The sequence below is a fragment of the Pseudoflavonifractor sp. genome (assembly GCF_050943825.1).
In the GTDB taxonomy this organism is placed as follows: Bacteria; Bacillota; Clostridia; order Oscillospirales; family Oscillospiraceae; genus Pseudoflavonifractor.
Window position 1 is genome coordinate 162711 of sequence record NZ_JBMNPX010000004.1, and the last position, 23191, is coordinate 185901.

Here is a 23191-nt window from a genome sequence, read left to right on the forward strand (position 1 = left end):
TTCATTGCCCCTTTCCTGTTCTCTCAGGGCTAGGTCTGGTCCACGATGCCCACCACGGCGGCGTCCACCGGGACGTCCTTCCCGGCGGCCACACGGGCCGCACCGCCGGTGGCCACCAGCACCCGCTCTCCCTCACCCGCGCCCACGCAGTCGGCGCAGATGAGGAGCTGTTCCCCCACCCGGACGGTGAGAAAGGACTTGCCGAAGAGGCCGGGGGACTTCTTGGTGGACCAGATATTACCCTCTACCGTACCCAGCAGCACGGCCGCCCCCTCCTCTCCGGATACCCAGCTCCCGCAGCTCCCGCTCCATGGCGGTAAAGCGGACGTAGATCCCCCGCTCGGCAGTGCGGGCGTATTTCTTGTACTCCAGGGCCCCGTCGGCCAGGTAGACCCGCCGTCCCTCCAGCAGAGCCAGAAGAACCGTCCGTTCCTCCTCCGTCAGGGCCACGCCCAGGGAGAGGAGGGCCATCTGCTCGATGGGGAGATGGGTGATGATCAGGTCTCCGCCCCGCTCCTCCAGCGTCACAGGCCCTCTCCCCCTGTCACAGGGATGGCCCGGTCCCCCCTGCGGAAGCCGCAGGCGTTGGCCTCGTCCCCGGAAAGGCCGGCCTTTCCGGGGACCCCGTTTGGAATCTGTTCGGGCAGAGTGAATCTGCCCTCCATCGAGGTTTTGCTGGGCAAAACGCTCGGGACGCGCCATTCGGCGCGATCACGACGAGGCTGGTCAGCTCTCTCTCCCTCGCAGCCAGGCAGTGGAATGGCCCGGTCCCCCCTGCGGAAGCCGCAGGCGTTGGCCTCATCGTAGTCCAGGTGGACGGCGGTGGAGAATTTGGGGGAAATGCGTACCTCCACCGCCTCAAAGGTAACCGGACGGCTGGTGAGGGTGCGGAGCCGGATGTCCTGCTTGTCGGACAGACCCCACCGTGCCGCGTCCTGGGGCGTCATGTGGATGTGCCGCTTGGCGGCGATGACACCCTGTTTCAGGGTGAGTTCCCCCGCCGGTCCCCGGAGCACAATGCCCGGCGTACCGGCTGTGTCCCCCGAGATGCGCACCGGGGGCGTGATGCCCAGGGCCACCCCGTCCGTGAGGGAGATCTCCACCTGGCTCTCGGGCCGCTCGGGGCCCAGCACCACCACGTTGCCCAGCTGGCCTTTGGGGCCCACCAGGGTCACCCGCTCGGCACAGACGAACTGCCCCGGCTGGGACAGGTCCCGCACCTTCTCCAGCCGGTGGCCCGGTCCGAACAGGGCCTCCACATGGGCCCGGCACAGATGGACATGCCGTCCGCTTGCCTCCAGGGGCACGGTCAGCCTCTCCACCACCGCCTCCGCCAGCCGTTCCAGCGCTGTGTGTTCCATTTACTTCACCTCCCGGGGATACTTCCCCGCCTTGAGCTTGATCATCATGATCCACATCAGGGAGGACAGGCGGTTTAGCCCCAGAATCATGTCCGGCCTCTTCACGCCGCCATCGGCGTCCCGGAAGGCGGCATAGGCCGCCAGCTCGGTGCGCCGCACCACGGTGCGCACCTTGTTCACCGCCAGAATGGCGGGGGAGTCGGTGTAGTGGGGCATGAAGTGGGGCTGACCCAGGTACTTCTCCGGGTAGTGGGAGTACTCCCGCAGCTCCGCCGGGCCGTACCCGCACAGCGCAATCTCCCCCACCGGCTCGTCCAGCACGTCGAAGCGGATGAACCGCCGCACAAAGGTCAGCACCTCCTCCAGCTCCTGTGCCAGAGCGGGATAGCCCGCCCTGGCACAGGTCTGCTGGGCCAGGAGAATCTCCGCCTCCAGGCTGTCAATGCAGCCCCGGAAGGCGATGCGGGGGTGGTCCTTGTCCACCAAAATGTTGCCCTTCAGGTGGGTCATGTGCTCCGGCTTCTCCACCAGCACCGCCCCGGACAGGGTACAGTACTTGGGCCGCTCCCCCGTCTCCTCAGAATTGCCCTGGGGATAGACCACCTCCACCCCCTTTTCTTTTAGCCAGTCCCGGGCGGCAGGGGTGAGAACCTCCCCCGCCCGGACCACCACCGGCCCTCGGGTGCCGCCGCCGGACATGCGGCGCACGTCCTCCTCGGTCAGCAGCGCCACGGCTTACTGCCCGTCGTACTCGCCCTTGCCGTGGGGCAGGACGGAGTCCACCTCGGCGTGGGGGCGGGGGATGACGTGGACGCTCACCAGCTCGCCCACCTTCTCCGCAGCAGCGGCGCCGGCGTCGGTGGCCGCCTTGACGGCTCCCACGTCGCCCCGGACCATCACGGTCACCAGGCCGCCGCCCACCTGCTCCTTGCCCACCAGCTGGACGTTTGCTGCCTTCACCATGGCGTCCGCCGCCTCAATGGCGGCCACCAGACCGCGGGTCTCCACCATACCAAGTGCATTTGTGTTAGCCATTTTCCTGTCTCCTTTTCCGTTGTGCGCCCCGGAAACGGGGCCTTTTGTATGATTCCCACCCTGAGGCATATTCTGTCCCCCGGGTGTTTTTTCCACATCTGCCCGGCCCATTGTGGAAACCGGGTTTTCCTTTTCCTCCGTCCGGGCGGCACGTTCCCGCTTTCTGCGGGGCTTCTTCTCCGCTTTTTCTTCCACAGCCTTGACGGGCATGTGGGGCGCGCCGCCCACGGTTCCAGCAGGTTCGCCGTTTGGGGCGGTTACCGGGTGCTCCACGGCCTCCTCCCCCTCGGCCCCGGCGGGCTTGGCCGCCATCAGGCTGTTGGTCAGATTCTGCACCTCCTGCAAAAGGTGCTCCTGGGGGTTGAGCAGCACGCCGTCGGCGTTGACCTCGCTCATACGTTCAGCCTCCTCATGATCAGGCGTACCAGCTCGTCCATGGCGGCGGCGTCAACCGTCCCACGGGCTTCCGTGCGGCAGGCCGAACCTCCCCGGAGCTCCTCCAGCTCTTTGACGCCCCAGGCCACCCGCTTGATGTTGATGAGGTCCAGGGGGCCGATGTTGTTGGAGCTGGAGGAGCCGCCCACCGCGCCGCAGCCCAGTGTGAGGGCGGGGAACAGGCAGGTGCTGGCGCCGATGCCGCCCAGGGAGGAGGGCGTATTCACCAGCACCCGGCTGGCGGGCACGGCGGCGGCGAATTTCTTGACCACGTTCTCGTCCTCGGCGTGGATGGAGAAGGTGTGGCCCGCGCCCTCCCACTCCAGAATCTCCACGCACCGGCGGAGAGCCGCCTCCTCGTCGCTCTCCACGTAGAGAGCCAGAATCAGCCCCAGCTTCTCATTGGAGTAGGGGTAGCCGGGACCCACGCCAGTCTCCCGGGCCACCAGCACTCTTGTGCCCGCCGGGATGCCGGACAGTCCGGCCAGTGCGGCCACCTGCTCCACGCTCTTGCCCACAATGGCCGGGTTCATGGTGCCGTTGGGCCGGAGGATGCACTTGGAGAGGGCCTTGTGCTGCCCGTCGCTGAGGATGCAGGCCCCCTGGCGCGTTAACTCCGCCGTCACGGCGCTCTCCATCTCCTTGGTGACCACAATGCTCTGCTCACTGGCACAGATGGTGCCGTTGTCAAAGGTCTTGGAGTCCAGAATCCGCTTCACCGCCATGGGTACGTCTGCCGTGCGGTGGATATAGGCCGGGCCGTTGCCCGCGCCCACGCCGATGGCCGGGGTGCCCGAGGAATAGGCCGCCTTGACCATGGCCCCGCCGCCCGTGGCCAGGATGAGCCGGGTATCCCGGTGCTTCATCAGGGCGCTGGTGGCCTCCATGGTGGGGGTGGAGATGCAGGAGATGCTCCCCGTGGGAGCCCCCGCCCCCTCCGCCGCCCTGCGGACCACCGCCACCGTCTCCCGGATACAGTTGAGGGCGCTGGGGTGGGGGGAGAAGATGATGGGGCTGCCCGCCTTGAGGCAGATCATGGCTTTGTAGATGACAGTGGAGGTGGGGTTGGTGGAGGGCACCAGCCCGGCCACAATGCCCACGGGCACGCCGATGTCGATGATGCGCTTCTCCCGGTCCTCGGCCAGGATGCCGATGGTGCGCTCGTTCTTGATGGCCTCGTAGAGGGTGAGAGCGGCGAAGCGGTTTTTCAGCTCCTTGTCCTCTTTTTTGCCAAAGCCGGTCTCCTCCACGGCCATGGCGGCCAGCCGCCCGGCGTGCTCCGCGCCCGCCGCCGAGATGGCGGCCACAATTTTGTCAATCTGGCCCTGGTCCATCCGGGCCAGAGCCCGCTGGGCCTCCTTGGCCGTCTTAATCAGGTCCCGGACCTCCTGGACCGACTGTAAATCCTTATCCAGCTGCATGGAATCCCTCCTAAATTTCCCGGGGCCGGGCCGCAATTGCCTTCACTGCCTCGGCAAAGGCCGCACAGGCGGCATTGCAGGCACTCTGGGTGCCGGTGAGCAGACCGCCGCCGAAGTTGGTCTCGCTGGGCGGCTCATAGAGCGTCACCAGCTCCACGTCCGCCGCCTTCAGCGCCTCGTCCAGCCCCACCACCGCCTCCAGGGGCGGGGCGATGAGGTAGGCCAGCGCCTCCCCCTCGACCACCCCCGCTGTCTGGGACAGGTAGGTGCCCGTGCGGGAGACAGTGTGGGCAAAATAGACCACCGAGCCGTCCTCATTGGCGGAGCGGAAGCCGCCGCCCTCCTGGAGGAAGGCCACCGCCGCCCGCAGGCCGCTCTGGACCTCCGCCGGGTTGGGCCCGGCTAGAATACCGATGACCTCACCGGCCAGTTTGGTGGAGGCATTGGCCGCCCCCGCGTACAGACTCCGGCCGTACACCACCTCCACGGCGGCGGCCTTGGTGGCCTCGTCCAGGGCGCAGTAGGTCATGTCGTCGCAGTCGGTGGTGAGGATGCCGATGGAGCGGTGGCCGTCGGGCAGGGCCAACTGTTTGGCCAGCCCCTCGCTGACGTTGGCGATGGTGTGGGTGGCCAGTACCTTGACAGGAATCAGCTCATCAATCATGGTTCCGCCCCCTTACAGCTTCAAATCAATGCCGGAGGCTTTCTTCTCCAGCATGGTGTGAATCAGTTCCGCGATGTGTGCGCCTGCCTCCACCGCTGTGGTTCCCTGCCGGTGGATGTTGGAGACCACCGTGCGCTTGGACTCGGGGATACCGATGTGGGGCTGGTAGGTGATATAGGCGGACATGGACTCAGCGGTCACCAGTCCGGGCCGCTCCCCCACCAGCATGCACACCACCTCCGCGCCGGTCATGTCGCCGATGTGGTCGGAGGCTCCCACCCGGCAGAACTTGACGAAGAGCGCCGGCCCCGCCTCCAGCCCGTAGGCCTTCAGGCCGCCCTTGATGGCCTCCAGGCAATCCAGGGCGTTGGCCTCAATGGCGGCGGAGCTGAGGCCGTCCCCCACCACCAGGGCCACCCTGGGCTTCTGCCCCAGGGTCTGGCGGATAATGGCCTGGTTGGCCTCGTCAAACCGGCGGCCCTTGTCGGGCCGGGTCAGGTACTCGTCCTTGTCCTTACACAGGGTCTGCACCGGCACAAAGCCCCCCTTCTTCACAAATGCCTCGTCCACCATGGAGAAGCAGGAGTCCTGAGCCGCCGCGTGATCGGCCCGGAAGCGGAGCATGGTGGCGGTCTTGTACCGGGCGCCCGCCCGGCCCAGGCCAATGCGGGCGGGGGTCTTCTGCTTCAGGTCCAGAAATGCCCTCCCGTTTCTGGGGTTGTCCACCAGATACTGCCGCCGCAGGTCGGTCTGGGTGATGTCCGGGATGGCGGCGGCAGGGTCAATATTCCCGGCCGCCGGACGGATCACCCCCTGGGGTTCCATGGGGTGGTAGTCGCTCCCCTTCACCTGGGGAGTGGGGGCCTGTCCGGCCACCTCGGCGATCATGCGCTCAATGAGGGCGCGCAGCTCTTTTTCTTGCATCTTCTTTCCCTCCTTCACGAGAGCAGCACGGAGCCGTCCCCGGCCAGCTCGGTCAGTTTGCCGTCCCGCACAAAGCCCATCTTCTCCAGCCAGTCCTGGAAGGGCTTGATGGCGGTCAGGCCGAAGAGCTCCCGCAGGGCAGCGGTCTCGTGGAAGCCGGTGGTCTGGTAGTTGAGCATTACGTCGTCGCCGTGGGGGATACCCATAAAGTAGTTGCACCCGGCGGCGGTGAGGAGGACGGCCAGGTCCTCGATGTCGTTCTGGTCGGCCTTCATGTGGTTGGTGTAGCAGGCATCGCAGCCCATGGGCACGCCGGTCAGCTTGCCCATAAAGTGGTCTTCCAATCCAGCCCGTATAACTTGCTTGGAATTATACAGATATTCGGGGCCGATGAAGCCCACCACCGTGTTCACCAGGAAGGGCTGGAACCGCTTGGCAAAGCCGTAGCACCGGGCCTCCATCACCACTTGGTCGGCGCCGTGGTGGGCCTCGGAACTGAGCTCAGAGCCCTGGCCGGTCTCAAAGTACATCACGTTGGGGCCGGTGGCGGTACCCTCCCGGAGGGCCAGCTGTCGGGCCTCCTCGATGAGCTTCCCGTCCAGACCGAAGGCCTCGTTGCCCTTCTGGCTGCCGGCGATGGACTGGAAGATGAGGTCGCAGGGAGCTCCCTGCTTCACCGCGTCCATCTGGGTGGTCACGTGGGCCAGGACACAGATCTGGGTGGGGATCTCCCACCGGGTGCGGATTTCATGGAACCGGTCCAGCACCCGCCGCACGCTCTCCACGCTGTCGTCCACCGGGTTGAGACCCAGCACCGCGTCTCCCGCGCCGAAGGTCAGGCCCTCCAGAAGGGAGGCCATGATGCCGTCCGGGTCGTCGGTGGGGTGGTTGGGCTGGAGGCGGCAGGACAGGGTGCCCTTCTCTCCGATGGTGGTGTTGCAGGTGGCGGTGACCCGCAGCTTTCTGGCCGCGTAGATCAGGTCCAGATTGCTCATGATCTTGGTCACAGCGGCGATCATCTCGGCGGTCAGGCCCCGGGAGATGCGGCGGATGTCCGCGCCGGTGTGTTTCTCGTCCAGCAGCCACTCCCGCAGCTCGGACACGGTCCAGTTGCGGATCTCACCGTAAATTTTCTCGTTCACATCGTCCTGGATGATGCGGGTGACCTCGTCCTCCTCGTAGGGCACGGCGGGGTTCTCCCGCAGGTCGGACAGGAGCAGGTTGGCCGTCACCACCTTGGCCGCTACCCGCTCCTCGGCGTTCTCGGCGGCGATGCCCGCAAGCCGGTCACCCGACTTCTCCTCGTTGGCCTTGGCCAGCACGTCCTTCACCGATTGGAATGTATAAACATGGCCGTGCAGGCTGGTTTTCAGTATCATGGTCTGTTTCCCCCTTGTGTTTGCTTTTCACTGCCCTGGGACTGGAAGGCCAGGGTCTTTACCACCACCGGCAGCACCGCGCCGCCGGCCACCGGCGCGCCGATGTCCAAATAGTCCCCGCTGCCGGCGCTGATGCCGTCCAGGCAGAGAATGGCCCCCTCCGCCCCCAGCAGGGGCCAGAGGGTCTGGCCCAGCACCTTGGCCATGTCCCCCTCCACCGCAATGACGGGGAACATGCCCCGCTCTAGCAGCGGCTCCATCCCGGCTTTGATGCCCCGGGCCAGGTCCTGGATTCTGCCATAGGCCGGGTTGGGTTCACCCTGCAGGCTGAGGGCAATCTGGGTCATGCCCCCCTGGTCGGCAAACCAGCCCGCCTTCTCCCGCAGGGCGGCGGCCATCTTGTCACCGCCGCTCTCCTCCTCCGCCGTCAGCCGGAGGACAGGCAGGTTTTTCAGTGGGAAGGACACATTGCGGTAGAAGATGGTGGAGCCGGACACCTGGGTGGAGTGGCTGCCCGCCCCCACCACGGTGGCCCGGATGGTCTCAGTGCCCCGGACGATGCCCGCCCGCTGAAAGGCAGGAGACGCGGCGATGGCCCTGCCCAGCAGGACGCCGATGTCCCCGTAGGCAAAGGCGTCCTCCGGCGGTGACCAGATGCAGTCGGCCACCCCACCGGAGAAGGACACCCCGTCCACCCCATCCGGCGGCGTCCAGGTGGTGTCTCTGGTCATAAGGGCTTCCAGCAGACTGTCCGGCGGTATCAGTCCCGCCGCCTGTTCCAGGGCACGGGTCAGGGCGGACACTACCGGTTCCAGAATGGATTCCTCCGCCCGGTCTCCTACCCTTGGAATGGGTACGCCACTGACGGACATCCCCAGCCGCTCCAGCGCCGGTGAGACGTAGGTGATGCGCCCCCGCTCGGTCTTGATGAGCCGCCCTCCTACGTCCAGACAGCCGGTGGCCGTCAGGGCACCATTTTCGTAGAATGCCAGGTTGGAGGTGCCTCCTCCGATGTCAAAGTGTAATATCTTCTCGTGATGTTCCTTGGAGTATTCGTCCATCCCCGCCCCACGGGCCGCCAGGATGGATTCCAGGTCGGGCCCGGCTGTGGCCACCACAAAGTCTCCGGCGAAGTCGGACAGGGCGGCCAACACCTGCCGGGCGTTCTCCTTCCGGGCGGTCTCGCCGGTGATGATGACCGCGCCGGTGGAGATGTCCGCCTGTCGAAAACCCGACTTGCGGTACTCCTCCGCCACAATGGCCCTCACCCCTTCGGCGTCAATCGCCGTCTCGGAGAGAAGGGGTGTAAAGTGGATGGCGCTGCGGTAGAGTACCTCCTTCTCCCCGATGGCGATGCGGGGCACGGAGAAGGGCCCCGCCCGGTTCTCCAGGGTCAGGCGGGAGATGACCAGCTGGGTGGTGGAGGTGCCGATGTCGATGCCCACGGACAGGAGCTGCTCGGGCGCCATTTACATCAGCTCCTTCAAAATGGCCTTTAAATCCTCCCGGGTGGCGGGCCTGGGGTTGCCCGGGGCGCACACGTCAGCCAGAGCGGCCTGAGCGATGCTGTCCAGGTCGGCCAGCAGGGTCTGTCCCTCCATGCCGCAGTCGGTGAGCTTCTCCGGCATGCCCAGGCTTACCCGCAGCCGCTTGACGCCGCCTATCAGAGCCCGAGGATTCTTGGCCAGGCCACACATCCCTGCGAGCCGGGCGTACTTGTCCGCCGCCCCCTTGTCGGCGCTGTTAAAGGCGATGATATGGGGCAGGAGCATGGCGTTGAGCCGCCCGTGGGGGATGTGGTACCGGCCGCCCAGAGCGTGGGCCAGGGCGTGGCAGATGCCCAGCCCGGCGGCGTTGAAGGAGAGGCCCGCCAGACAGGAGGCCAGCAGCATCTCCCCCTTTGCTCCGCTGTCCCCGGCGTGGGCATGGCTCAGGCTGCGCCAGGCCATGGAGAAGGCCTTCTCCCCCATGGCGTCGCTGAAGGGGGTGGCTTTTTTTGCCACACAGCCCTCGGCGGCGTGGGTGAGCACATCCATGCCTGTGTCCGCCGTCACCGCCGGGGGCACTCCGGCCAGGAGGGACGCGTCCAGCACCGCGCAGTCGGGCAGCAGGGCGCTGTCCACCAGGGGGTACTTCACCCCCGCGTCCGCGTTGGTGAGGACGGCAAAGGAGGTGACCTCCGACCCGGTGCCCGCCGTGGTGGGGATGCACCACAGCTCCGGGGGCGGATTCCCGCCGGCAAAGTGGCGCATGGCCTTGGCGCAGTCCATGGGAGAGCCGCCGCCGAAGGCCAGCACCGTGTCCGGCCCAAAGGCCCGCAGGGCGTGGACCCCCTGGGCCACCAGATGAAGGGACGGGTCGGGCTTCACCTGGTCGAACACGCTGATTTCGCAGCCCTTCAGCCGCGCCTTCACCCCCTCCAGCAGCCCGGATTTATGGGCGAGAAATTCGTCCGTCACAATGAGCACCCGCCGCCCCGCCAGCTCCTCCAGGGCCGCCAGGGCATCCGGCCCGAACCGGATCTCCGGCCTGATCGCAAAAAGCTCCATGTTTTCTGCCTGCCTTTTCCTCAGATGGCGTTAGTATTGCAGAATTCTCAAAAAATATAGCCCCTGCGGAAAATTTTCCGCAGGGGCAAAAAACAGGAGGCCTCCGGATTGCCGGAGACCTCCTGTCGATTTCATATCTTCTGTTCTTACCAGGAGCAGCGCACGATGCACTTGAGGGTCTGGCCGTCCACCGTGGCGGTGACGGTGGTGGTACCCTTGGACACAGCGGTGACGGTGCCGTCGCCGGAGATGGTGGCCACAGAGGAGTCGGAAATGCTCCAGGTGGGGTTGGAGCTGGTGCCGCTCACCTTGAGCTGCCACTTGGCCCCCGCCTCACTGAGCGTAAAGTCGGTGCGGTTGAGGGACAGGGTGGTGGAGGTGCTGCCGCCGGAGCTGGTGGAACCGCCGGAACTGCCGGAGGCGCTGGTGACCGAGTTGTAGACCTTGCAGGTCTGGGTATATCCGCCGGCCATGGTGGCGGTGATGGTGGCGGTACCGGTCTTGCCAGCCGGGCTCACCTTGCCGTTTTCATCCACGGTGACGATGGAGGGGTCGCTGCTCTCCCAGGTGATGGTACCGGTGGAGCCGGCGGGAGAGAAGGTGACCTTCAGGGTCACGGGGTCGGGGTACTTGTTGCTCAGGCTGAACTCCGTCAGGCTGAGGGTAAAGCCGGTGGCAGTCTGCCCGGCGGGAATTTCGCCGGTGTCGCCGCCCTCCGGGTCCTGGGAGCCGCTGGGCTGGGGCGCAGCGGAGTCTGTGGGCTGGGGCTCGGCGCTGTCGCTGGGGCTGGGAGCGGGCGTGTTGCTGGTCACAGGGTTGGGATCCGGATCCACCGCCTGTTCGCCCTTGTGAATAAAGGGCCCGATAATGGTAACCACAATATAGATAGCGGCGGCGATGAGAGCCAGAGAGAGCACCCAGCCCACAATCTGGAGGGGCGTGGGGCCGCCGCCGTAGCCGCCGCCCCGGGTATTGCTCTTGAGACGCTTGCCGCCCCTGTGGCGGGGTTCGTCCTCGTCATAGACCTCATCTTCGTAGTCATTATCGTAGTCGTCCTGATATTTTCCACGGCCATAGACCTCCTGCTCCTCGCAGAAGGGGCAGCGTTTATAGGTAACGGCATAATACTCGCCGCAGTTTTCGCAGCGGATGGTTTCATTTCGTGCGCCGGTGGGCTTTCTGGCGGCCATGTGTATCCCTCCGTCATTTTGGTGTCATATCACCTCTAATCTTACACGCTGCGGCAGGAATCGTCAACGGTCTAACGCAAATTGTACGTTATTTTTTATATTTTATGTCTACTCATAAAAGTAAGGTGCAGGATTGATTATCCACTCTCCATCCGATATAATGTCTGTTGAACCATAAATGAAATGGGAGTTGAGGCCTGATGAAGGGTTCCATGACCGCGGCGGCGGTTCATAAACAGTATGAGGACGGCATCTCTGCCTTCCGGCGTCAGATCGGGGACGCTGCGCTGCGCCAGCGCTTTGCCGCCGAGGCGGACGCCTTTTTCCGCGCCTGCGCGCTGGGCGTCTGGGGACGGGACGGCAATGCCCTCACTCCCCGCCACGTGGAGTACTACAACGCGGTGTATACCAAGGGGAACCCGGTGCCCTCCATCCTGTTCTGGGAGCTGTCCTCCGCGGTGGCGGAGTACCCCGGCTTCCAGGCCCCCGGCTTTTTCGCCCGGATGCGGGCCAGCGACCGGGTTTCAGGCGGAAAGCTGTCCCGCCGCTTCGTGGATCTGATGACTCTGATGTTGCTGCTTTTCGCGGCGGTGGACGACATTGTCAGCGAGGAGGAGGCCGGGTTTGTCAACCACTGTGCCGACACCCTGCTGGCCCTGTGTGACCGGGACGGTCTCAAGGGTGACAAGGCCCCTCTGGATGTCAACGACTTCATCACCCGCCGTCCCGTCGCCCCCAAGCCGGACACCCCGGCTCCCGCCGCTCAGGGCGAGGGTGCGCCCCAGGCTGCCGCCCAGCCCAAGGAGGAGGCAGAGCCCGCCCCCAGCCTGGAGGAGCTGCTGGCGGAACTGGACAGCCTGTGCGGCCTGGAGAAGGTAAAAAAGGACGTTAAGAGCCTGATTAACCTGGTCAAGGTACGCAAAATGCGCCAGGAGCACAACCTGCCCGTGCCCCCCATGAGCCTGCACCTGGTGTTTATGGGCAATCCGGGCACCGGCAAGACCACGGTGGCCCGCCTGCTGGCCAAGATTTACCACGCCATCGGGGTGCTGTCCAAGGGCCAGCTGGTGGAGGTGGACCGGTCCGGTCTGGTGGCCGGATTTGTGGGCCAGACCGCCATCAAGACCAGTGAGGTCATTCAGAAGGCCCTGGGCGGCGTGCTCTTCATCGACGAGGCCTACGCCCTGGCCAACCAGGACTCCCCCAACGACTTCGGCAAGGAGGCCATCGAGGCCCTGCTCAAGGGTATGGAGGACCACCGGGCCGACCTGATTGTCATTGTGGCCGGATACACCGAGCTGATGAGCAATTTCATCAACGCCAACCCCGGCCTGGAGAGCCGCTTCAACAAGTATTTCTACTTTGAGGACTACAACGGCGACGAGCTGATGGAGATTTTCCGCTCCATGTGCAAGAAGAACGGCTACACCCTGGACGAGGAGACGGACCAGTTTGCCGCCGAGGGCTTTAAGCAGCTCTACGAGGAGCGGGACGAGAATTTCGGCAACGCCCGGGACGTGCGCAACGTCTTTGAGCGGGCGGTGGCCCGCCAGGCCGACCGGGTGGCGGCGCTGGAGAACCCCAGCAAGGAGGACCTGATGGCCATCACGGTGTCCGACCTGAAGGAGGATGACGAGCCGGAGGAGACGCCCGGCCAGGCCATCGCCCAGGATGCCGCCCCCCTGCCTACGGAAGACGGCGGGGCGGAAGATCGCACTCCCACCCAAGAATAAGGCCCAGGCGCAGACCGGCCTGAAAGCCTGTGATGGAGGCGTTGGTAACCAGGCTCTCCTTGGCGGCAGCCATTTCCGGGGGCAGTTCGGACAGTATCTTTTCCAGTTCTGCCGTCTCCTCGGGAAACAGGTCCAGGTTCTGCCTCTCCACAAAGAAGCAGTGCAGTTCCTCCAGGGCTGATTCCATACCTTTTCCTCCTCACGTCATATATTGCGTGTTCATAATATCACGCTACAAATAGCGTGTCAAAGGGCGTTGACTATGATTTTCAACCAACGGGTCCGCCAGCTGCGGGAAGAGGCCGGGCTGACGCAGGAGCAGGCTGCAAAGGCGCTGAGCATCAGCAGCCGGAACTACCAGCGGCTGGAGGCGGACGATGCCATTCCCAGCTATAAGAGCATGCTGGCGATTGGCGAGTATTACCGCGTCTCCCTGGACTATCTAGTGGGGCGGACAGAAAAACGTGAAATCAATCTTTGAACAGAAACCGGGACGGGTCTTGCGACCTGTCCCGGTTGTCTTATATTCGCTGATGTTCACCCCATCAGCCCGCTGAGCAGATTGGCCAGGGGGATGTAGCCAATGGGCAGGAAGATGGCGGGCAACATGTTGCCCACCCGGATTTTCTCCTTGGGCAGGCCCAGCATGTTCAGAGCAATACCCACGATGATGGTGCCGCCCACGGCGTTCATCTCGGTAACCACCGCCGGGTCCATCCCCTGACCCACCAGGGCAAAGATAATGGTCAGTCCGCCCTGGTAGAGAAGCAGCGGGATCACGGAGAAAGCCACGCCTACGCCCATAGCCGCAGCAAAGGTGATGGAGGTGACGCCGTCAATAACGCCCTTGGAAATCAGGATGTCGTACTTGCCCAGCATGCCCGCCTGCATGGATCCGTTGATGGCCATGGCCCCCACGCAGAAGAGGACCGAGGCGTTCACAAAGCCCTCCACAAAGCGGCTGTTGCTCTCCCCCCGGATCAGTCTCCGGCGGAGCAGGCCGCCCAGGCCGTCCATCCGCTTCTCGATGTTCAGTGCCTCTCCCAGCAGGGTGCCCACCACCATACAGACAATGACGCAGAGGGTGTCCGCCGTGCCAATCATACCGGAGATGCCGATGCCCAGCACGCACAGGCCCAGGGCACAGGTGAGAATAGATGCGAACCGGTCGCTGATTTTGTTTTTGAACAGCAGTCCCAGAGCGCTGCCCAGCAGGACCAGCGCCACGTTGATGATGGTAGCAAGCATGGATTTTCCCCCGTTCACTTTTGCGCTTTACAGTGATAACTTTTCTATCATACCTCCAGATCCACCATTTGTCAAAGCGTTTCTGTTCTCATGTCCCCCTTGTCCCATGAATAAGCTGTTCAGGAAGGGGGGCGCGAACCTTGAAACTCAACCGCTCGTCCATGCTGTACGGCACGCTGGTCCTTACCCTCACCAGCCTTGTCTCCCAGGTGCTGGGGTTTGTATACCGAATTTTCCTCTCCCGCCTCATCGGAGCGGAGGTGATGGGCCTCTACCAGCTCATCATGCCGGTGTACTCGGTGATTATGTCCCTCACCGCCATCGGGCTGACGGTGGCGGTGTCCAACCTGTCGGCGGAATACCACGCCCTGGGCAATCCCAGGGCCATTGTCCAGCTGCTCCGGAAGGCCCTCACCGCCTTCCTGATTCTCTTCGCCCTGGTGGCGGGGGTGACCGTGCTGCTGTACGATCCCATCTCGGTCTACCTGCTGGGAGATGCCCGCACCCAGCTGGGCCTTCTTCTGCTGCTCCCCTGCATCCTTCTCACCGGCATTGAGAACCTCCACAAGCACTACTTCTACGGCACGGGCAACATCCGTCCCCCCGCCGCCGTGGAGCTGACCGAGCAGTTTATCCGCACCGGTGCGGTGCTGGGCCTGCTGGTGCTGCTGCTGCCCCAGTACCCGGAGCGGGTGGTTGGCATCATTGTGGCGGGCATGTGCTGCTCGGAGCTGTTCTCCTCCATCACCCTGGTTATCCTCTTCCGGCGGCACATGGGCCGTCCCGCCGCCCTGCCCGGCCCCGGTGAAGAGCCCCGCCGCCTCACCCGGCGGATGGGTACCATCGCCCTTCCCATCGCCGCCACCGCCCTGCTGGGCAACCTGATGGGCTCCGCCAACGCCGTTCTCATCCCCCAGCGCTTGGTCCACGCGGGTATGGACGTGTCCGCCGCCATGAGCGCCTTCGGCGTGCTCTGCGGCATGACGGTACCCATGCTCTGCCTGCCCACCGCCTTTATCGGCGCGCTGGGTCTGATGCTGGTGCCCAAGCTGTCCCAGAGCGTGGCACTGGGCCGGATAGACGAGGTCCGCCGCCGGATCCACAAGTCCCTGCTGGCTACCTCGGTGCTCACCATGCCCGCTCTGGCCATTCTGGTGGTTCTGGGGCCTACCATCGGCGTCTTTCTCTTCCGGGAACCCACAGTGGGCGACTATATGGTCCCCCTGTCGGTCGGGGTACTGCTGTCCTGTTATCAGTCCGTCCTCTCCGGAGCCCTCAACGGCATCGGCCGCCAGGCGGCCGCCGCCCGTACCTCCCTCATCTGCGGAGCGGTGCAGCTGGGATGCACCTGGGTATTTATGGGCCTGCCCGGTGTGGGGCTGGGGGGCTATGTGGCCGGGTTTGTGCTCAGCTCCGCTCTGGGCGTCCTCCTCAATTACCTGGAGATTGCCCGCCGCACAGCCCTGAAGCCCCGTCTCTTCCAGTGGTGCACCGCTCCCGTACTGGCCGCCCTGCTCATGGGCCTGGTCATCAATCTGCTCTTCCGTGTCCTGCGGGACGCGGGCATGGGCGGCGCGGCCGCCTGTCTGGCCTGTATCGCGTTCGGCGGTGTGCTCTACCTGGCCGCCCTCTCCGCCCAGGGCGTCCGCCCCTCCCAGCTGTTCCGGCTCAAATAACGTTTTTCTGACAAATTTCCTCTCCCTTGCCCTCCCGGTGCTCTTTGTGCTATGATATCTGTTAGCACGAACATACCGCCGGGAGGCATGTACCATGAACAGCACCATGCAGAAAACACCAAAATCCACTCGCGGCAGACTGCCCAGAGAGCTGCGGCTCCCCGCCATCCTGGCCGCCGTCATTGTGGGCCTTTTGATCATCCGGGCGGTGCTGGCCGTCCTGATGCCGGGTACCCCCAGTACCGCCGAGGCGCTTCCCGAGGATGTGCCGGACGCGCCGGAGTGGGTGGAGCGGCAGCTTCTGCCCATCAACGAGTACTCCCGCCCGGGGGAGAAGCTGACCGCCGTCAATGGTGTGGTGGTCCACTACACCGGCAACCCGGGCACCACCGCCCAGCAGAACCGGAGCTATTTCGCCGGTCTGGCCCAGAGCGGGGAGACCTTTGCCAGCAGCAATTTTGTCATCGGTCTGGAGGGCGAGATTCTGGAGTGTGTCCCGCTGGACGAGGTGGCCTATGCCTCCAGCCAGCGCAATTACGACACCCTGTCCATTGAGGTCTGCCACCCGGACGAGACCGGGGAATTTACCCAGGCCTCCTATGACGCCCTGGTCAAGCTGGTCCAGTGGCTGGTGGACACCTACGATTTGGATCGTGACCAGATTCTCCGCCACTACGACGTGACAGGTAAGGAGTGCCCCCGGTACTATGTCCAGCATCCCGAGGCCTGGGAGGCCTTTCTGGACGATTTGGAGTTTTAAATGCAAGCGGCCTGCCGGAAATTCCCGGCAGGCCGCTGTTTTTCTTTATAGTGATTCTCTTGTCACTGTGGGCAGAGCTCCGCCGCTGGTGAGCAATCCCAGCAGTCCCTCAAACTCCACACCCTCCAGGGGCGGTGTGGCCAGGGCCAGGGTACGGCTGACGCACTGCTGCACAAAGGCCGCCGCATCCGCCGCCGCCTGTCCCAGAGACTCCTCCCGCAGGAGCCCGCCCAGCAGCACCGCCGCGAACAGGTCCCCTGTGCCGGGAAAGCTGCCCTGCTCCCGGCAGGTCAGCGCCAGTTCCATCCGACCAGTGGCATGGTCCAGGCTGGCCGCCCCCACCTGCTCCTCTCCAGCGGATACACCGGTGAGCACCACAGACCGCCGACCCTCCAGCGAGAGCCGCTCCAGCCAGCTGCGGACGGTGTCCCGGTCCGGCCGGGCCTGATACGGCTCCCCCAGCAGCATGGCCGCCTCAGTCAGATTAGGGGTAATCACATCCGCCTGAGCGGCCAGCTCCCCCATTCGTGCGCACAGTGCAGGCGTACAGGTCCGGTATGCCCGGCCGTGGTCCCCCATCACCGGGTCCACCAGCACCAGGGTCTTTTCCCGCCGGAACCGGCAGATGGCAGTCTGGAGCAGGCCAATCTGCCGCTCCGAGCCCAGAAAGCCGCTGTATACCGCGTCAGGCGTCACACCCAGCTCTCCCCAGTGGGCCGCCACCTGTCCCATCTGGTCGGTCAGGTCCAGGAAAACCGCATGCTCTGACGCTGGAAACGCCGTATGGGCTGAGAGATAGGCCGTCAGCATGGGGTTGCACTGGCATCCCATGGCGGCAAGCACCGGGAGTATCACTGTCAGAGAACACCGGCCTACACCGGACATATCGTGGACCGCCGCGACCCTGGGCGCACGTTTCATATGCCTCACATCCTTGGCAGATTCTCGCATTTTCATTGACCACTATTATAATGGCTTTTCCGCCCCGGTTCAATTGACAATTTTGCCGCTCAATGCTAAAATACCTCCAGTTCCTTTGTCTCTTTCCCTGGATGGCAGTTGAGAAATTGAATATGCGGGTATGGCGGAATTGGCAGACGCGCTGGATTTAGGTTCCAGTGGGCAACCGTGTGGGTTCAAATCCCACTACCCGTACCAGCTGGCCGCAAGCGATATATCGCTTGCGGCCAGCTTTTTTATTTCACTGCAAAGGGTGTCGCCCACTCATTTTGATGCTGTCACGTCTATCTGGAGGCGGAATGCCCTGCCGGAAGGACAATCAGCTCTGTGGAGGTCTCATTGAGAGATTCCACCCCCTGGGGACCCACATAGACCAGGTCTTCAATGCGCAGTCCCAGTCGGCCCGGGAAGTATACCCCCGGCTCCACCGACATCACCAGGCCCTCCTCCACCACCGCTCTGCTGTCCTCACGGAAGCGGGGATTCTCATGGCCCTCCAGCCCGATGCTGTGTCCCAGTCCGTGACAGAAGGCCGGCCCGCAACCGCCCGCTGTGATGACCTGCCGGGCCGCTCCGTCCACCTCCGCACATGGGATACCGGGTACGATTGCGACGGTGGCGGCGTTCTTCGCGGATAGAACCAGCTGATAGAGGGCACGCATTTCGTCGTCAGGCTCTCCCACAGCCACTGTGCGGGTCATATCGGCGTAGTACCCTTCCACCACTGCTCCAAAGTCCATGGTGACAAACTCACCGCACCGGATGGGCCGGTCCCCCGCCATGCCGTGGGGCCGGGAACCATTGGGACCGGCCAGCAGCAGGTCGGTATGGGCCGACTCCACATCGGGCTCCTGCCTGCACAGGCGGTAGAGCTCCAGGGCCAGCTCCTTCTCCGTCCGCCCGGGCCGGATGAAATCCAGCAGATTCAGATAGGCCCGCTCGGAGGCGTGCTGGGCCTTTCGGATGAGGGCCACCTCCTCCGGACTTTTATGGCGGCGCTGGCGGAGAATTACCTCCTGAAGGGCCCCGTCCGAGGTCAGCGTACAGCCGGGCAGCCGGGCGCAAAGTGCTTCAAACCCGGACAGCGTCACATAACCGCTCTCCACCCCTGCCGTCCGCACGCCCAGCCGTGCCATCAGGGCGGGGAGCTCCCGTCCCATCTCCTCCGTGGGCAGAATGGTGATATCAGACTCCAGAGCGCCCGCCGCCTCCCGGTAACGTCCGTCTACAAACAGGAATGCGTCGGTGCGAGTCACCACCAATGTGCCCGCCGTGGACTCCAGGCCCAGGTAATAGCGTCGATTCACCCCGGATGTGATGATGGCGGCGTCCAGATGGCCCGGGAGCTCCGCCATGAGGGTGCTGAGACGTTGATTCATATGCTTACACAGCTCCTTTCCAAAAAGCAGAACCGGCGGGGCATCCCTCCCGGGATGTCCCGCCGGCTGGGACCAGCGTCAAATCATACGCAGAATCTGCGCAACCGCGAGGCCGACAAAGGTGCCGATCACGCAGCCCAGGGTACCCATCAGCACGCCGATGGAGACGAAGGACTTGCCGTAAGTGGCTGCCACGATGGGCGCAGAGGAGGGACCGCCGATGTTGGCGATGGAGGCCACGCCGCAGGAGTGGAGGTCCAGGTGGGAGAGTTTGGCCAGAGGCAGCATGAGAACCGCGTGGATGACCAGAATCAGCGCGCCGGCAAGGATATAGAGCCAGGCGTCTGCAATCTGGAGGATATTGATCTCGGTGGCCAGGAGGGTGAGGGTGAGCATCAGCATGACCTCGGAGATGACGTCCACTGCGGGCAGGTCGCCCAGCTTCGTCATGCCCAGAGCCAGGCCCACCACGGAGATAAAGATGTACTCCCAGACGCTGGCGTCGATAAAGCCCAGGTTGGGGGCGATATTGGCCAGCAGGCGGCAGATGTACACAGCCACCAGGCTGATGCCCAGCACCACCAGCACATTCAGGTGGTCAAAGGGCTTCTTTTCCGCTGTATCGCCGTCCAGCTTTTTGGAGATGTCCTCGATGGCGGAGACATCAGCCTTGGCCCACTTGTTGAAGCGGGGCGCCAGACTGCCGATGGCCACCAGAATCAGGATCCAGAAGGAGTAGTTGATGTTGATCATCAGGATGACGTTGGAGAGGATGTCGCCCTCCACACCCAGGGAGCTGCTCACCGCCAGGAAGTTCTGGATGCCGCCCACCCAGGAGGCACACACCGCGCCGAAGGCGTCGGCAGGGTGGTTGAGCGCCCCGCCGAAGATGGCGTAGGACACCACAAAGCCCACGCAGATGGTAAAGGTGGCGGCCAGGAATGTAAAGAGCAGCTTGGGGCCCATTCTGAGGATTTTCTTGATGTTGCAGGTGATGCACATGAGGAACACCATGGCGGGAACCATGTTGTTGACCAGGGCGGTCTTGACCGCCTTAATCTCCTCTGTCATGGTCCACATCCCGAAGGTGTAGAGGAGCATGGTACCCACATAGATGATGAGAATGGGCGGGAAGAATTTATAGAGCTTCAGGGGGAATTTCTTTGCCAGATACAGGACAAGCGCAGTAAACGCGACAATAAATGCAAGGAATCCAATGCCAGTTGTGATCATGTTTGCAACTCCTATCTGTTTCCGCTGCGTCCGGCGCTATCCGCCAAGGCGCGCAAGGAGGTCGGTGAGAACCCGATAGTTCACTTCCACCGATGGGATACGGACGTTTTCGCCCGGACTGTGAGGGCTGTTGATTTCCGGCGCAAAGGAGATGGCGTCCATTTCGCCCAGCTTCTCCATGAGCAGGCCGCATTCCAGACCGCCGTGCAGGGTCATAAAGGTTGGCTCCCTGATTCCCCAGGCCCGATAGCACTCCATCGCCAGCTCACGCACCCTGGAGCGGGGGCGGAAGGTCCAGCCGGGATAGAAGTCATGCTCCTCCACTCCGGCGCCGCACAGCGCTGAAAGGGCCTCGTAGCGCGGGATGAGGAGCTGTCTCAGGTGGGAGGGAAGGCTGCTGCGAACGCTGCTGTGGAATGTTATCTCATGACTGTCGGAGGACACCGCTTCCAGGTTGGCAGAGGTGGCCACATTCCCCAGCGCCTGGTCCATGGCCTGGACGCCGCAGGGGAGCAGCGTCAGCAGATCCACAAGCCTGCTCTGGGTGGCCCTGTCATAGACCTGGTCCACAGGCCTGTCCGGCTCTGCGGACACCCGGACGCCGGGGTCGGCATCCCTGAATTCCGTGCGCAGGAGCTCCTGCCACCAGGCACAACGGCGGGCGAGGGCCTCCCCGTCAGGGCAGGCGGCCAGCGCCTGGGCCTCCCTGGGGATTACGTTCTCCTTGGTGCCGCCGGAAATGCGGCACAGGCGGACCGACTGCCCCAGATCCCGGAGGATGCGGCCCAGCAGCTGGTTGGCGTTTGCCCGCCCCAGATGGATCTCCGCCCCGGAATGGCCGCCCTTGAGCCCGCTGACCGTGATGCGCCAGCCGGGCGCGGCGTCTATGTGCTCCCAGACAATGGGCAGGCGCTGGGTCATCCGCCCGCCTCCGGCGCACCCGGCCACAAAGACGCCCTCCCAGCCGGTATCCAGGTTGATCAGCGTCCTGCTCCGGAACTGGAAGCGGTCCTTTTCCAGCGCCTTGGCCCCCAGCATGCCCACCTCCTCCTGGGTGGTGATGAGGCACTCCAGGGCCGGATGTTTCAGGGCTGTATCCGTAAGAACGGCCAGCATCATGGCCATCCCGATGCCGTTGTCCGCGCCCAGGGTGGTGCCTTCTGCACGGAGGTACTCGCCCTCCAGCCGAAGGCGAATGGGGTCTTTGGTAAAGTCGTGGTCCACGCCGCTGTCCTTCTCACAGACCATGTCCATATGCCCCTGGAGCATCACTGCCGGGGCGGATTCGCAGCCGGGTGAGGCGGGCTTGCGGATCAGGACGTTCAGCGCGGCATCCCGTACGGCCTCCAGGCCGTGGGCACGGGCAAACTCCATCAGCCAGTCGGAGATGCCCTGTTCATTTCCAGAGCCTCGCGGGACCTGGGAGATGGCTTGAAAGTATTGAAGCACCGGATGGTCGAAGGACAGCTGTCCCATAGCATCCACTCCTTTGCGGGGTTGTTTGATTGACGGGGCGGCTCTCTCCGGCTCAGTTGAAGTTGTACGCCGTTACGATGGGTTCCCGCCCTGTGGTCACGTCGTTGAAATACTCGTAGTTGCAGATGCCCAGGAAGGACCCCGAGATGTTGTACACATTCCGGTACCCGTTCCCCTGCAGCTCACACAGCGCATAATAGCTCCGCTGGGAGGTGCGGCAGTGGAGATAGACCGGCCTGTCCCGCGGAATCTCCTCCATCCGCTCCCGCAGCTGGCTCAGAGGGATGTTGATCGCCGTCTTCAGGTGGCCCTGCTGGTACTCCTCCGCCTCCCGCACGTCCACAATGCAGGCGCCCGACTCCACCAGCTCACGCACGCCACCCAGACGGACCTGGCGCACTCTGTTGTAGAGCAGGTTCAGCCCCACAAGGGCGGCCTGGTTCACCACGTCCTTGGCTGTGCCGTATACGGGGGCGTAGCACAGTTCCAGCTCTTTCAGGTCCTCCAGCGTGCCGCCTATGGTAATCATGGCCGCAATCACGTCAATGCGGCGGACCACGTCTCCCCTGCCAATGGCCTGGGCACCCAGGATGCGCCCGGTGGGCACCTCGAAGAGCAGCTTGAAGGCCATATAGTGGCAGTCGGGCATAATGCTCACCTTGTCAAACGGCAGGACCAGCGCCGCGTCATAGGGGATGCCGGCCTTGAGAATGGCCTTCTCATTCATACCCGTCACAGCGGCGTTCTGCTCAAACACCCGGATGCAGGAGGAGCCAATATACCCCTTGTTGTTATGGGTCATGCCGCAGATATGGTCCGCCGCCGCCCGGGCCTGGCGCTGGGCAGGACCGGCGAGGGCCAGACCGCCGTAGCAGCGGCCCAGACGGTTGAAGGATTCCACGGCATCTCCCACGGCATAGATGTCCGGATCGCTGGTCTGATAATTGTGGTTGACCCGGATGCTGCCCCGTCCGCCCAGCTCCAGCCCCGCCTGGGCGGCCAGAGCGCTTTCGGGCGCCACCCCGATGGAGAGGATGACAACGTCCGCAGGCACCTCAAAGGGTACGCCGTCCCGCACGGCGGTAACGGCTTTTGGGGAAATGGCGGTGACCATGCTGGAGAGGTACAGCTGAATTCCCTGCTCCAGGAGCTCCCGGTGGAGGAACTGGGCCATGTCGTAGTCAAAGGGCGCCATGACCTGGTCAAGACCCTCTACAATGCTCACCTGCTTGCCCAGCAGCCTCAGGTTTTCCGCCACCTCCAGCCCCACAAAGCCCGCTCCGGCCACAACAATATTCTCCGCGCCCGTCCTGTCGATGTAGTCCTTTACGGCGCAGATATCCGTGACGTTGCGGATGGTAAAGACATTCTCTCCGCCGCTTCCGGCGATACTCTTGGGAACAATAGGGGAGGCGCCCGGCGCCAGGATGAGCTTGTCATAGTGCTCGGTATATCTGCGTCCGGAGGGAGACTCCTGCACCACAACCGCCTTTTCCTCCCGCTGGATCTCAACCACCGCGCTCTCAGTGCGGACGTCGATGTTGTGCCGTTCCCGGAAGTCCTCCGGTGTCATCATGATCAGGTCTTCGCTGTCTTCCACCGCCCCGCCCAGGTAATAGGGCAGCGCGCAGTTTGAGAAGGAGACGTGCCGACCGCGCTCAAACACGACGATCTCCGCCTGGGCGTCAAGCCGGCGGATACGCGCCGCCGCGGATGCTCCGCCGGCAACGCCTCCCACAATTACAACTTTCATGCTGTTTTCCCCTTT

23 protein-coding genes and 1 tRNA gene are annotated in these 23191 nt (G+C 63.9%); 5 read left to right on the plus strand and 19 right to left on the minus strand.

The features are described from left to right. Window positions 1-29 precede the first annotated feature (29 nt). The 12 genes from ACOX7T_RS06035 to ACOX7T_RS06090 form a co-directional block, all read right to left on the minus strand. Window positions 30-263 carry a EutN/CcmL family microcompartment protein gene (locus ACOX7T_RS06035; RefSeq protein WP_148319272.1) on the minus strand — a complete coding sequence of 78 codons (234 nt, stop codon included), beginning with the start codon at window positions 261-263 and terminating at the stop codon, window positions 30-32. Next, window positions 238-528, minus strand: a complete 291-nt coding sequence (locus ACOX7T_RS06040) for a hypothetical protein (protein WP_295369463.1) — start codon at window positions 526-528, stop codon at window positions 238-240. Before ACOX7T_RS06040 ends, ACOX7T_RS06035 begins: the two co-directional genes overlap by 26 nt. Continuing rightward, window positions 525-1361 carry a phosphate propanoyltransferase gene (pduL, locus tag ACOX7T_RS06045; protein ID WP_433440860.1) on the minus strand — a complete coding sequence of 279 codons (837 nt, stop codon included), beginning with the start codon at window positions 1359-1361 and terminating at the stop codon, window positions 525-527. Before pduL ends, ACOX7T_RS06040 begins: the two co-directional genes overlap by 4 nt. After that, window positions 1362-2093 carry an ATP-binding protein gene (locus tag ACOX7T_RS06050; protein WP_433440862.1) on the minus strand — a complete coding sequence of 244 codons (732 nt, stop codon included), beginning with the start codon at window positions 2091-2093 and terminating at the stop codon, window positions 1362-1364. A 3-nt stretch (window positions 2094-2096) separates the two neighbouring features. Next, entirely contained in the window at window positions 2097-2396 is a 300-nt protein-coding gene (eutM, locus tag ACOX7T_RS06055) for an ethanolamine utilization microcompartment protein EutM (RefSeq protein WP_148319385.1), read from the minus strand. A gap of 392 nt (window positions 2397-2788) precedes the next feature. Next, window positions 2789-4252, minus strand: coding sequence for an acetaldehyde dehydrogenase (acetylating) (locus ACOX7T_RS06060; RefSeq protein ID WP_433440864.1), 1464 nt, complete (start codon window positions 4250-4252; stop codon window positions 2789-2791). Window positions 4253-4262: 10 nt separating this feature from the next. Then, window positions 4263-4916 carry an ethanolamine utilization microcompartment protein EutL gene (gene eutL / locus ACOX7T_RS06065; protein ID WP_433440866.1) on the minus strand — a complete coding sequence of 218 codons (654 nt, stop codon included), beginning with the start codon at window positions 4914-4916 and terminating at the stop codon, window positions 4263-4265. 12 nt (window positions 4917-4928) lie between these two features. After that, entirely contained in the window at window positions 4929-5840 is a 912-nt protein-coding gene (gene eutC / locus ACOX7T_RS06070; RefSeq protein WP_433440868.1) for an ethanolamine ammonia-lyase subunit EutC, read from the minus strand. A gap of 14 nt (window positions 5841-5854) precedes the next feature. Further along, a complete protein-coding gene (locus ACOX7T_RS06075; RefSeq protein WP_433440870.1) occupies window positions 5855-7219 on the minus strand; it encodes an ethanolamine ammonia-lyase subunit EutB in 1365 nt (454 codons plus the stop codon). Continuing rightward, window positions 7216-8688, minus strand: a complete 1473-nt coding sequence (locus tag ACOX7T_RS06080; protein WP_433440872.1) for an ethanolamine ammonia-lyase reactivating factor EutA — start codon at window positions 8686-8688, stop codon at window positions 7216-7218. Before ACOX7T_RS06080 ends, ACOX7T_RS06075 begins: the two co-directional genes overlap by 4 nt. Next, window positions 8689-9768: a 1-propanol dehydrogenase PduQ gene (locus ACOX7T_RS06085; protein WP_433440874.1), complete on the minus strand. Its 1080-nt coding sequence runs from the start codon at window positions 9766-9768 to the stop codon at window positions 8689-8691. 146 nt (window positions 9769-9914) lie between these two features. Continuing rightward, complete coding sequence (locus tag ACOX7T_RS06090; RefSeq protein ID WP_433440876.1) at window positions 9915-10958, minus strand: Ig-like domain-containing protein; 1044 nt, start codon at window positions 10956-10958, stop codon at window positions 9915-9917. A 200-nt stretch (window positions 10959-11158) separates the two neighbouring features. Here ACOX7T_RS06090 and ACOX7T_RS06095 point away from each other — a divergent pair, with 200 nt between their 5' ends. Continuing rightward, window positions 11159-12691, plus strand: coding sequence for an AAA family ATPase (locus ACOX7T_RS06095; RefSeq protein ID WP_433440878.1), 1533 nt, complete (start codon window positions 11159-11161; stop codon window positions 12689-12691). On the opposite strand, the gene ACOX7T_RS06100 is transcribed toward ACOX7T_RS06095, so the two are convergent. Continuing rightward, window positions 12645-12878 carry a hypothetical protein gene (locus ACOX7T_RS06100; RefSeq protein ID WP_148319296.1) on the minus strand — a complete coding sequence of 78 codons (234 nt, stop codon included), beginning with the start codon at window positions 12876-12878 and terminating at the stop codon, window positions 12645-12647. The genes ACOX7T_RS06095 and ACOX7T_RS06100 overlap by 47 nt on opposite strands. Window positions 12879-12953: 75 nt before the next feature. Here ACOX7T_RS06100 and ACOX7T_RS06105 point away from each other — a divergent pair, with 75 nt between their 5' ends. Further along, the gene (locus ACOX7T_RS06105; protein WP_433440880.1) at window positions 12954-13172 is read left to right on the plus strand and encodes a helix-turn-helix domain-containing protein; all 219 of its coding nucleotides are present in this window, start codon (window positions 12954-12956) and stop codon (window positions 13170-13172) included. 56 nt (window positions 13173-13228) lie between these two features. Here the strand turns inward: ACOX7T_RS06105 and ACOX7T_RS06110 are convergent, their stop codons facing one another. Then, window positions 13229-13939, minus strand: coding sequence for a DUF554 domain-containing protein (locus ACOX7T_RS06110; RefSeq protein WP_433440882.1), 711 nt, complete (start codon window positions 13937-13939; stop codon window positions 13229-13231). 140 nt (window positions 13940-14079) lie between these two features. On the opposite strand from ACOX7T_RS06110, the gene ACOX7T_RS06115 reads away from it, so the two are divergent. Continuing rightward, a complete protein-coding gene (locus ACOX7T_RS06115) occupies window positions 14080-15615 on the plus strand; it encodes a putative polysaccharide biosynthesis protein (protein ID WP_433440884.1) in 1536 nt (511 codons plus the stop codon). Between the two features lie 94 nt (window positions 15616-15709). After that, window positions 15710-16375, plus strand: coding sequence for a peptidoglycan recognition protein family protein (locus ACOX7T_RS06120; protein ID WP_294551070.1), 666 nt, complete (start codon window positions 15710-15712; stop codon window positions 16373-16375). A 45-nt stretch (window positions 16376-16420) separates the two neighbouring features. On the opposite strand, the gene ACOX7T_RS06125 is transcribed toward ACOX7T_RS06120, so the two are convergent. Beyond that, window positions 16421-17296: a pyridoxamine kinase gene (locus ACOX7T_RS06125; protein ID WP_294551069.1), complete on the minus strand. Its 876-nt coding sequence runs from the start codon at window positions 17294-17296 to the stop codon at window positions 16421-16423. A 154-nt stretch (window positions 17297-17450) separates the two neighbouring features. On the opposite strand from ACOX7T_RS06125, the gene ACOX7T_RS06130 reads away from it, so the two are divergent. Continuing rightward, a tRNA-Leu gene (locus tag ACOX7T_RS06130) sits at window positions 17451-17533 on the plus strand. Window positions 17534-17619: 86 nt separating this feature from the next. On the opposite strand, the gene ACOX7T_RS06135 is transcribed toward ACOX7T_RS06130, so the two are convergent. The 4 genes from ACOX7T_RS06135 to ACOX7T_RS06150 all read right to left on the minus strand — a co-directional run bounded on the left by ACOX7T_RS06135 (window position 17620) and on the right by ACOX7T_RS06150 (window position 23176). After that, complete coding sequence (locus ACOX7T_RS06135; protein WP_433440887.1) at window positions 17620-18714, minus strand: M24 family metallopeptidase; 1095 nt, start codon at window positions 18712-18714, stop codon at window positions 17620-17622. A gap of 78 nt (window positions 18715-18792) precedes the next feature. After that, a complete protein-coding gene (locus ACOX7T_RS06140; RefSeq protein WP_433440889.1) occupies window positions 18793-19947 on the minus strand; it encodes a DUF819 domain-containing protein in 1155 nt (384 codons plus the stop codon). Window positions 19948-19983: 36 nt separating this feature from the next. Next, on the minus strand, window positions 19984-21423 hold the full coding sequence (locus tag ACOX7T_RS06145) for an aminoacyl-histidine dipeptidase (protein ID WP_433440891.1): 1440 nt from the start codon (window positions 21421-21423) through the stop codon (window positions 19984-19986). 52 nt (window positions 21424-21475) lie between these two features. Further along, entirely contained in the window at window positions 21476-23176 is a 1701-nt protein-coding gene (locus tag ACOX7T_RS06150) for an FAD-dependent oxidoreductase (RefSeq protein WP_433440893.1), read from the minus strand. Window positions 23177-23191 lie beyond the last annotated feature (15 nt).

What these genes read in the sequence shown, in the direction of transcription:
- pduL (WP_433440860.1), bottom strand. Translation starts at nt 1,361, where the DNA reads ATGGAACACACAGCGCTGGAACGGCTGGCGGAGGCGGTGGTGGAGAGG.
- eutM (WP_148319385.1), bottom strand. Translation starts at nt 2,396, where the DNA reads ATGGCTAACACAAATGCACTTGGTATGGTGGAGACCCGCGGTCTGGTG.
- ACOX7T_RS06060 (WP_433440864.1), bottom strand. Translation starts at nt 4,252, where the DNA reads ATGCAGCTGGATAAGGATTTACAGTCGGTCCAGGAGGTCCGGGACCTG.
- eutL (WP_433440866.1), bottom strand. Translation starts at nt 4,916, where the DNA reads ATGATTGATGAGCTGATTCCTGTCAAGGTACTGGCCACCCACACCATC.
- eutC (WP_433440868.1), bottom strand. Translation starts at nt 5,840, where the DNA reads ATGCAAGAAAAAGAGCTGCGCGCCCTCATTGAGCGCATGATCGCCGAG.
- ACOX7T_RS06075 (WP_433440870.1), bottom strand. Translation starts at nt 7,219, where the DNA reads ATGATACTGAAAACCAGCCTGCACGGCCATGTTTATACATTCCAATCG.
- ACOX7T_RS06080 (WP_433440872.1), bottom strand. Translation starts at nt 8,688, where the DNA reads ATGGCGCCCGAGCAGCTCCTGTCCGTGGGCATCGACATCGGCACCTCC.
- ACOX7T_RS06085 (WP_433440874.1), bottom strand. Translation starts at nt 9,768, where the DNA reads ATGGAGCTTTTTGCGATCAGGCCGGAGATCCGGTTCGGGCCGGATGCC.
- ACOX7T_RS06090 (WP_433440876.1), bottom strand. Translation starts at nt 10,958, where the DNA reads ATGGCCGCCAGAAAGCCCACCGGCGCACGAAATGAAACCATCCGCTGC.
- ACOX7T_RS06095 (WP_433440878.1), top strand. Translation starts at nt 11,159, where the DNA reads ATGAAGGGTTCCATGACCGCGGCGGCGGTTCATAAACAGTATGAGGAC.
- ACOX7T_RS06100 (WP_148319296.1), bottom strand. Translation starts at nt 12,878, where the DNA reads ATGGAATCAGCCCTGGAGGAACTGCACTGCTTCTTTGTGGAGAGGCAG.
- ACOX7T_RS06105 (WP_433440880.1), top strand. Translation starts at nt 12,954, where the DNA reads ATGATTTTCAACCAACGGGTCCGCCAGCTGCGGGAAGAGGCCGGGCTG.
- ACOX7T_RS06110 (WP_433440882.1), bottom strand. Translation starts at nt 13,939, where the DNA reads ATGCTTGCTACCATCATCAACGTGGCGCTGGTCCTGCTGGGCAGCGCT.
- ACOX7T_RS06120 (WP_294551070.1), top strand. Translation starts at nt 15,710, where the DNA reads ATGAACAGCACCATGCAGAAAACACCAAAATCCACTCGCGGCAGACTG.
- ACOX7T_RS06125 (WP_294551069.1), bottom strand. Translation starts at nt 17,296, where the DNA reads ATGAAACGTGCGCCCAGGGTCGCGGCGGTCCACGATATGTCCGGTGTA.
- ACOX7T_RS06135 (WP_433440887.1), bottom strand. Translation starts at nt 18,714, where the DNA reads ATGAATCAACGTCTCAGCACCCTCATGGCGGAGCTCCCGGGCCATCTG.
- ACOX7T_RS06140 (WP_433440889.1), bottom strand. Translation starts at nt 19,947, where the DNA reads ATGATCACAACTGGCATTGGATTCCTTGCATTTATTGTCGCGTTTACT.
- ACOX7T_RS06145 (WP_433440891.1), bottom strand. Translation starts at nt 21,423, where the DNA reads ATGGGACAGCTGTCCTTCGACCATCCGGTGCTTCAATACTTTCAAGCC.
- ACOX7T_RS06150 (WP_433440893.1), bottom strand. Translation starts at nt 23,176, where the DNA reads ATGAAAGTTGTAATTGTGGGAGGCGTTGCCGGCGGAGCATCCGCGGCG.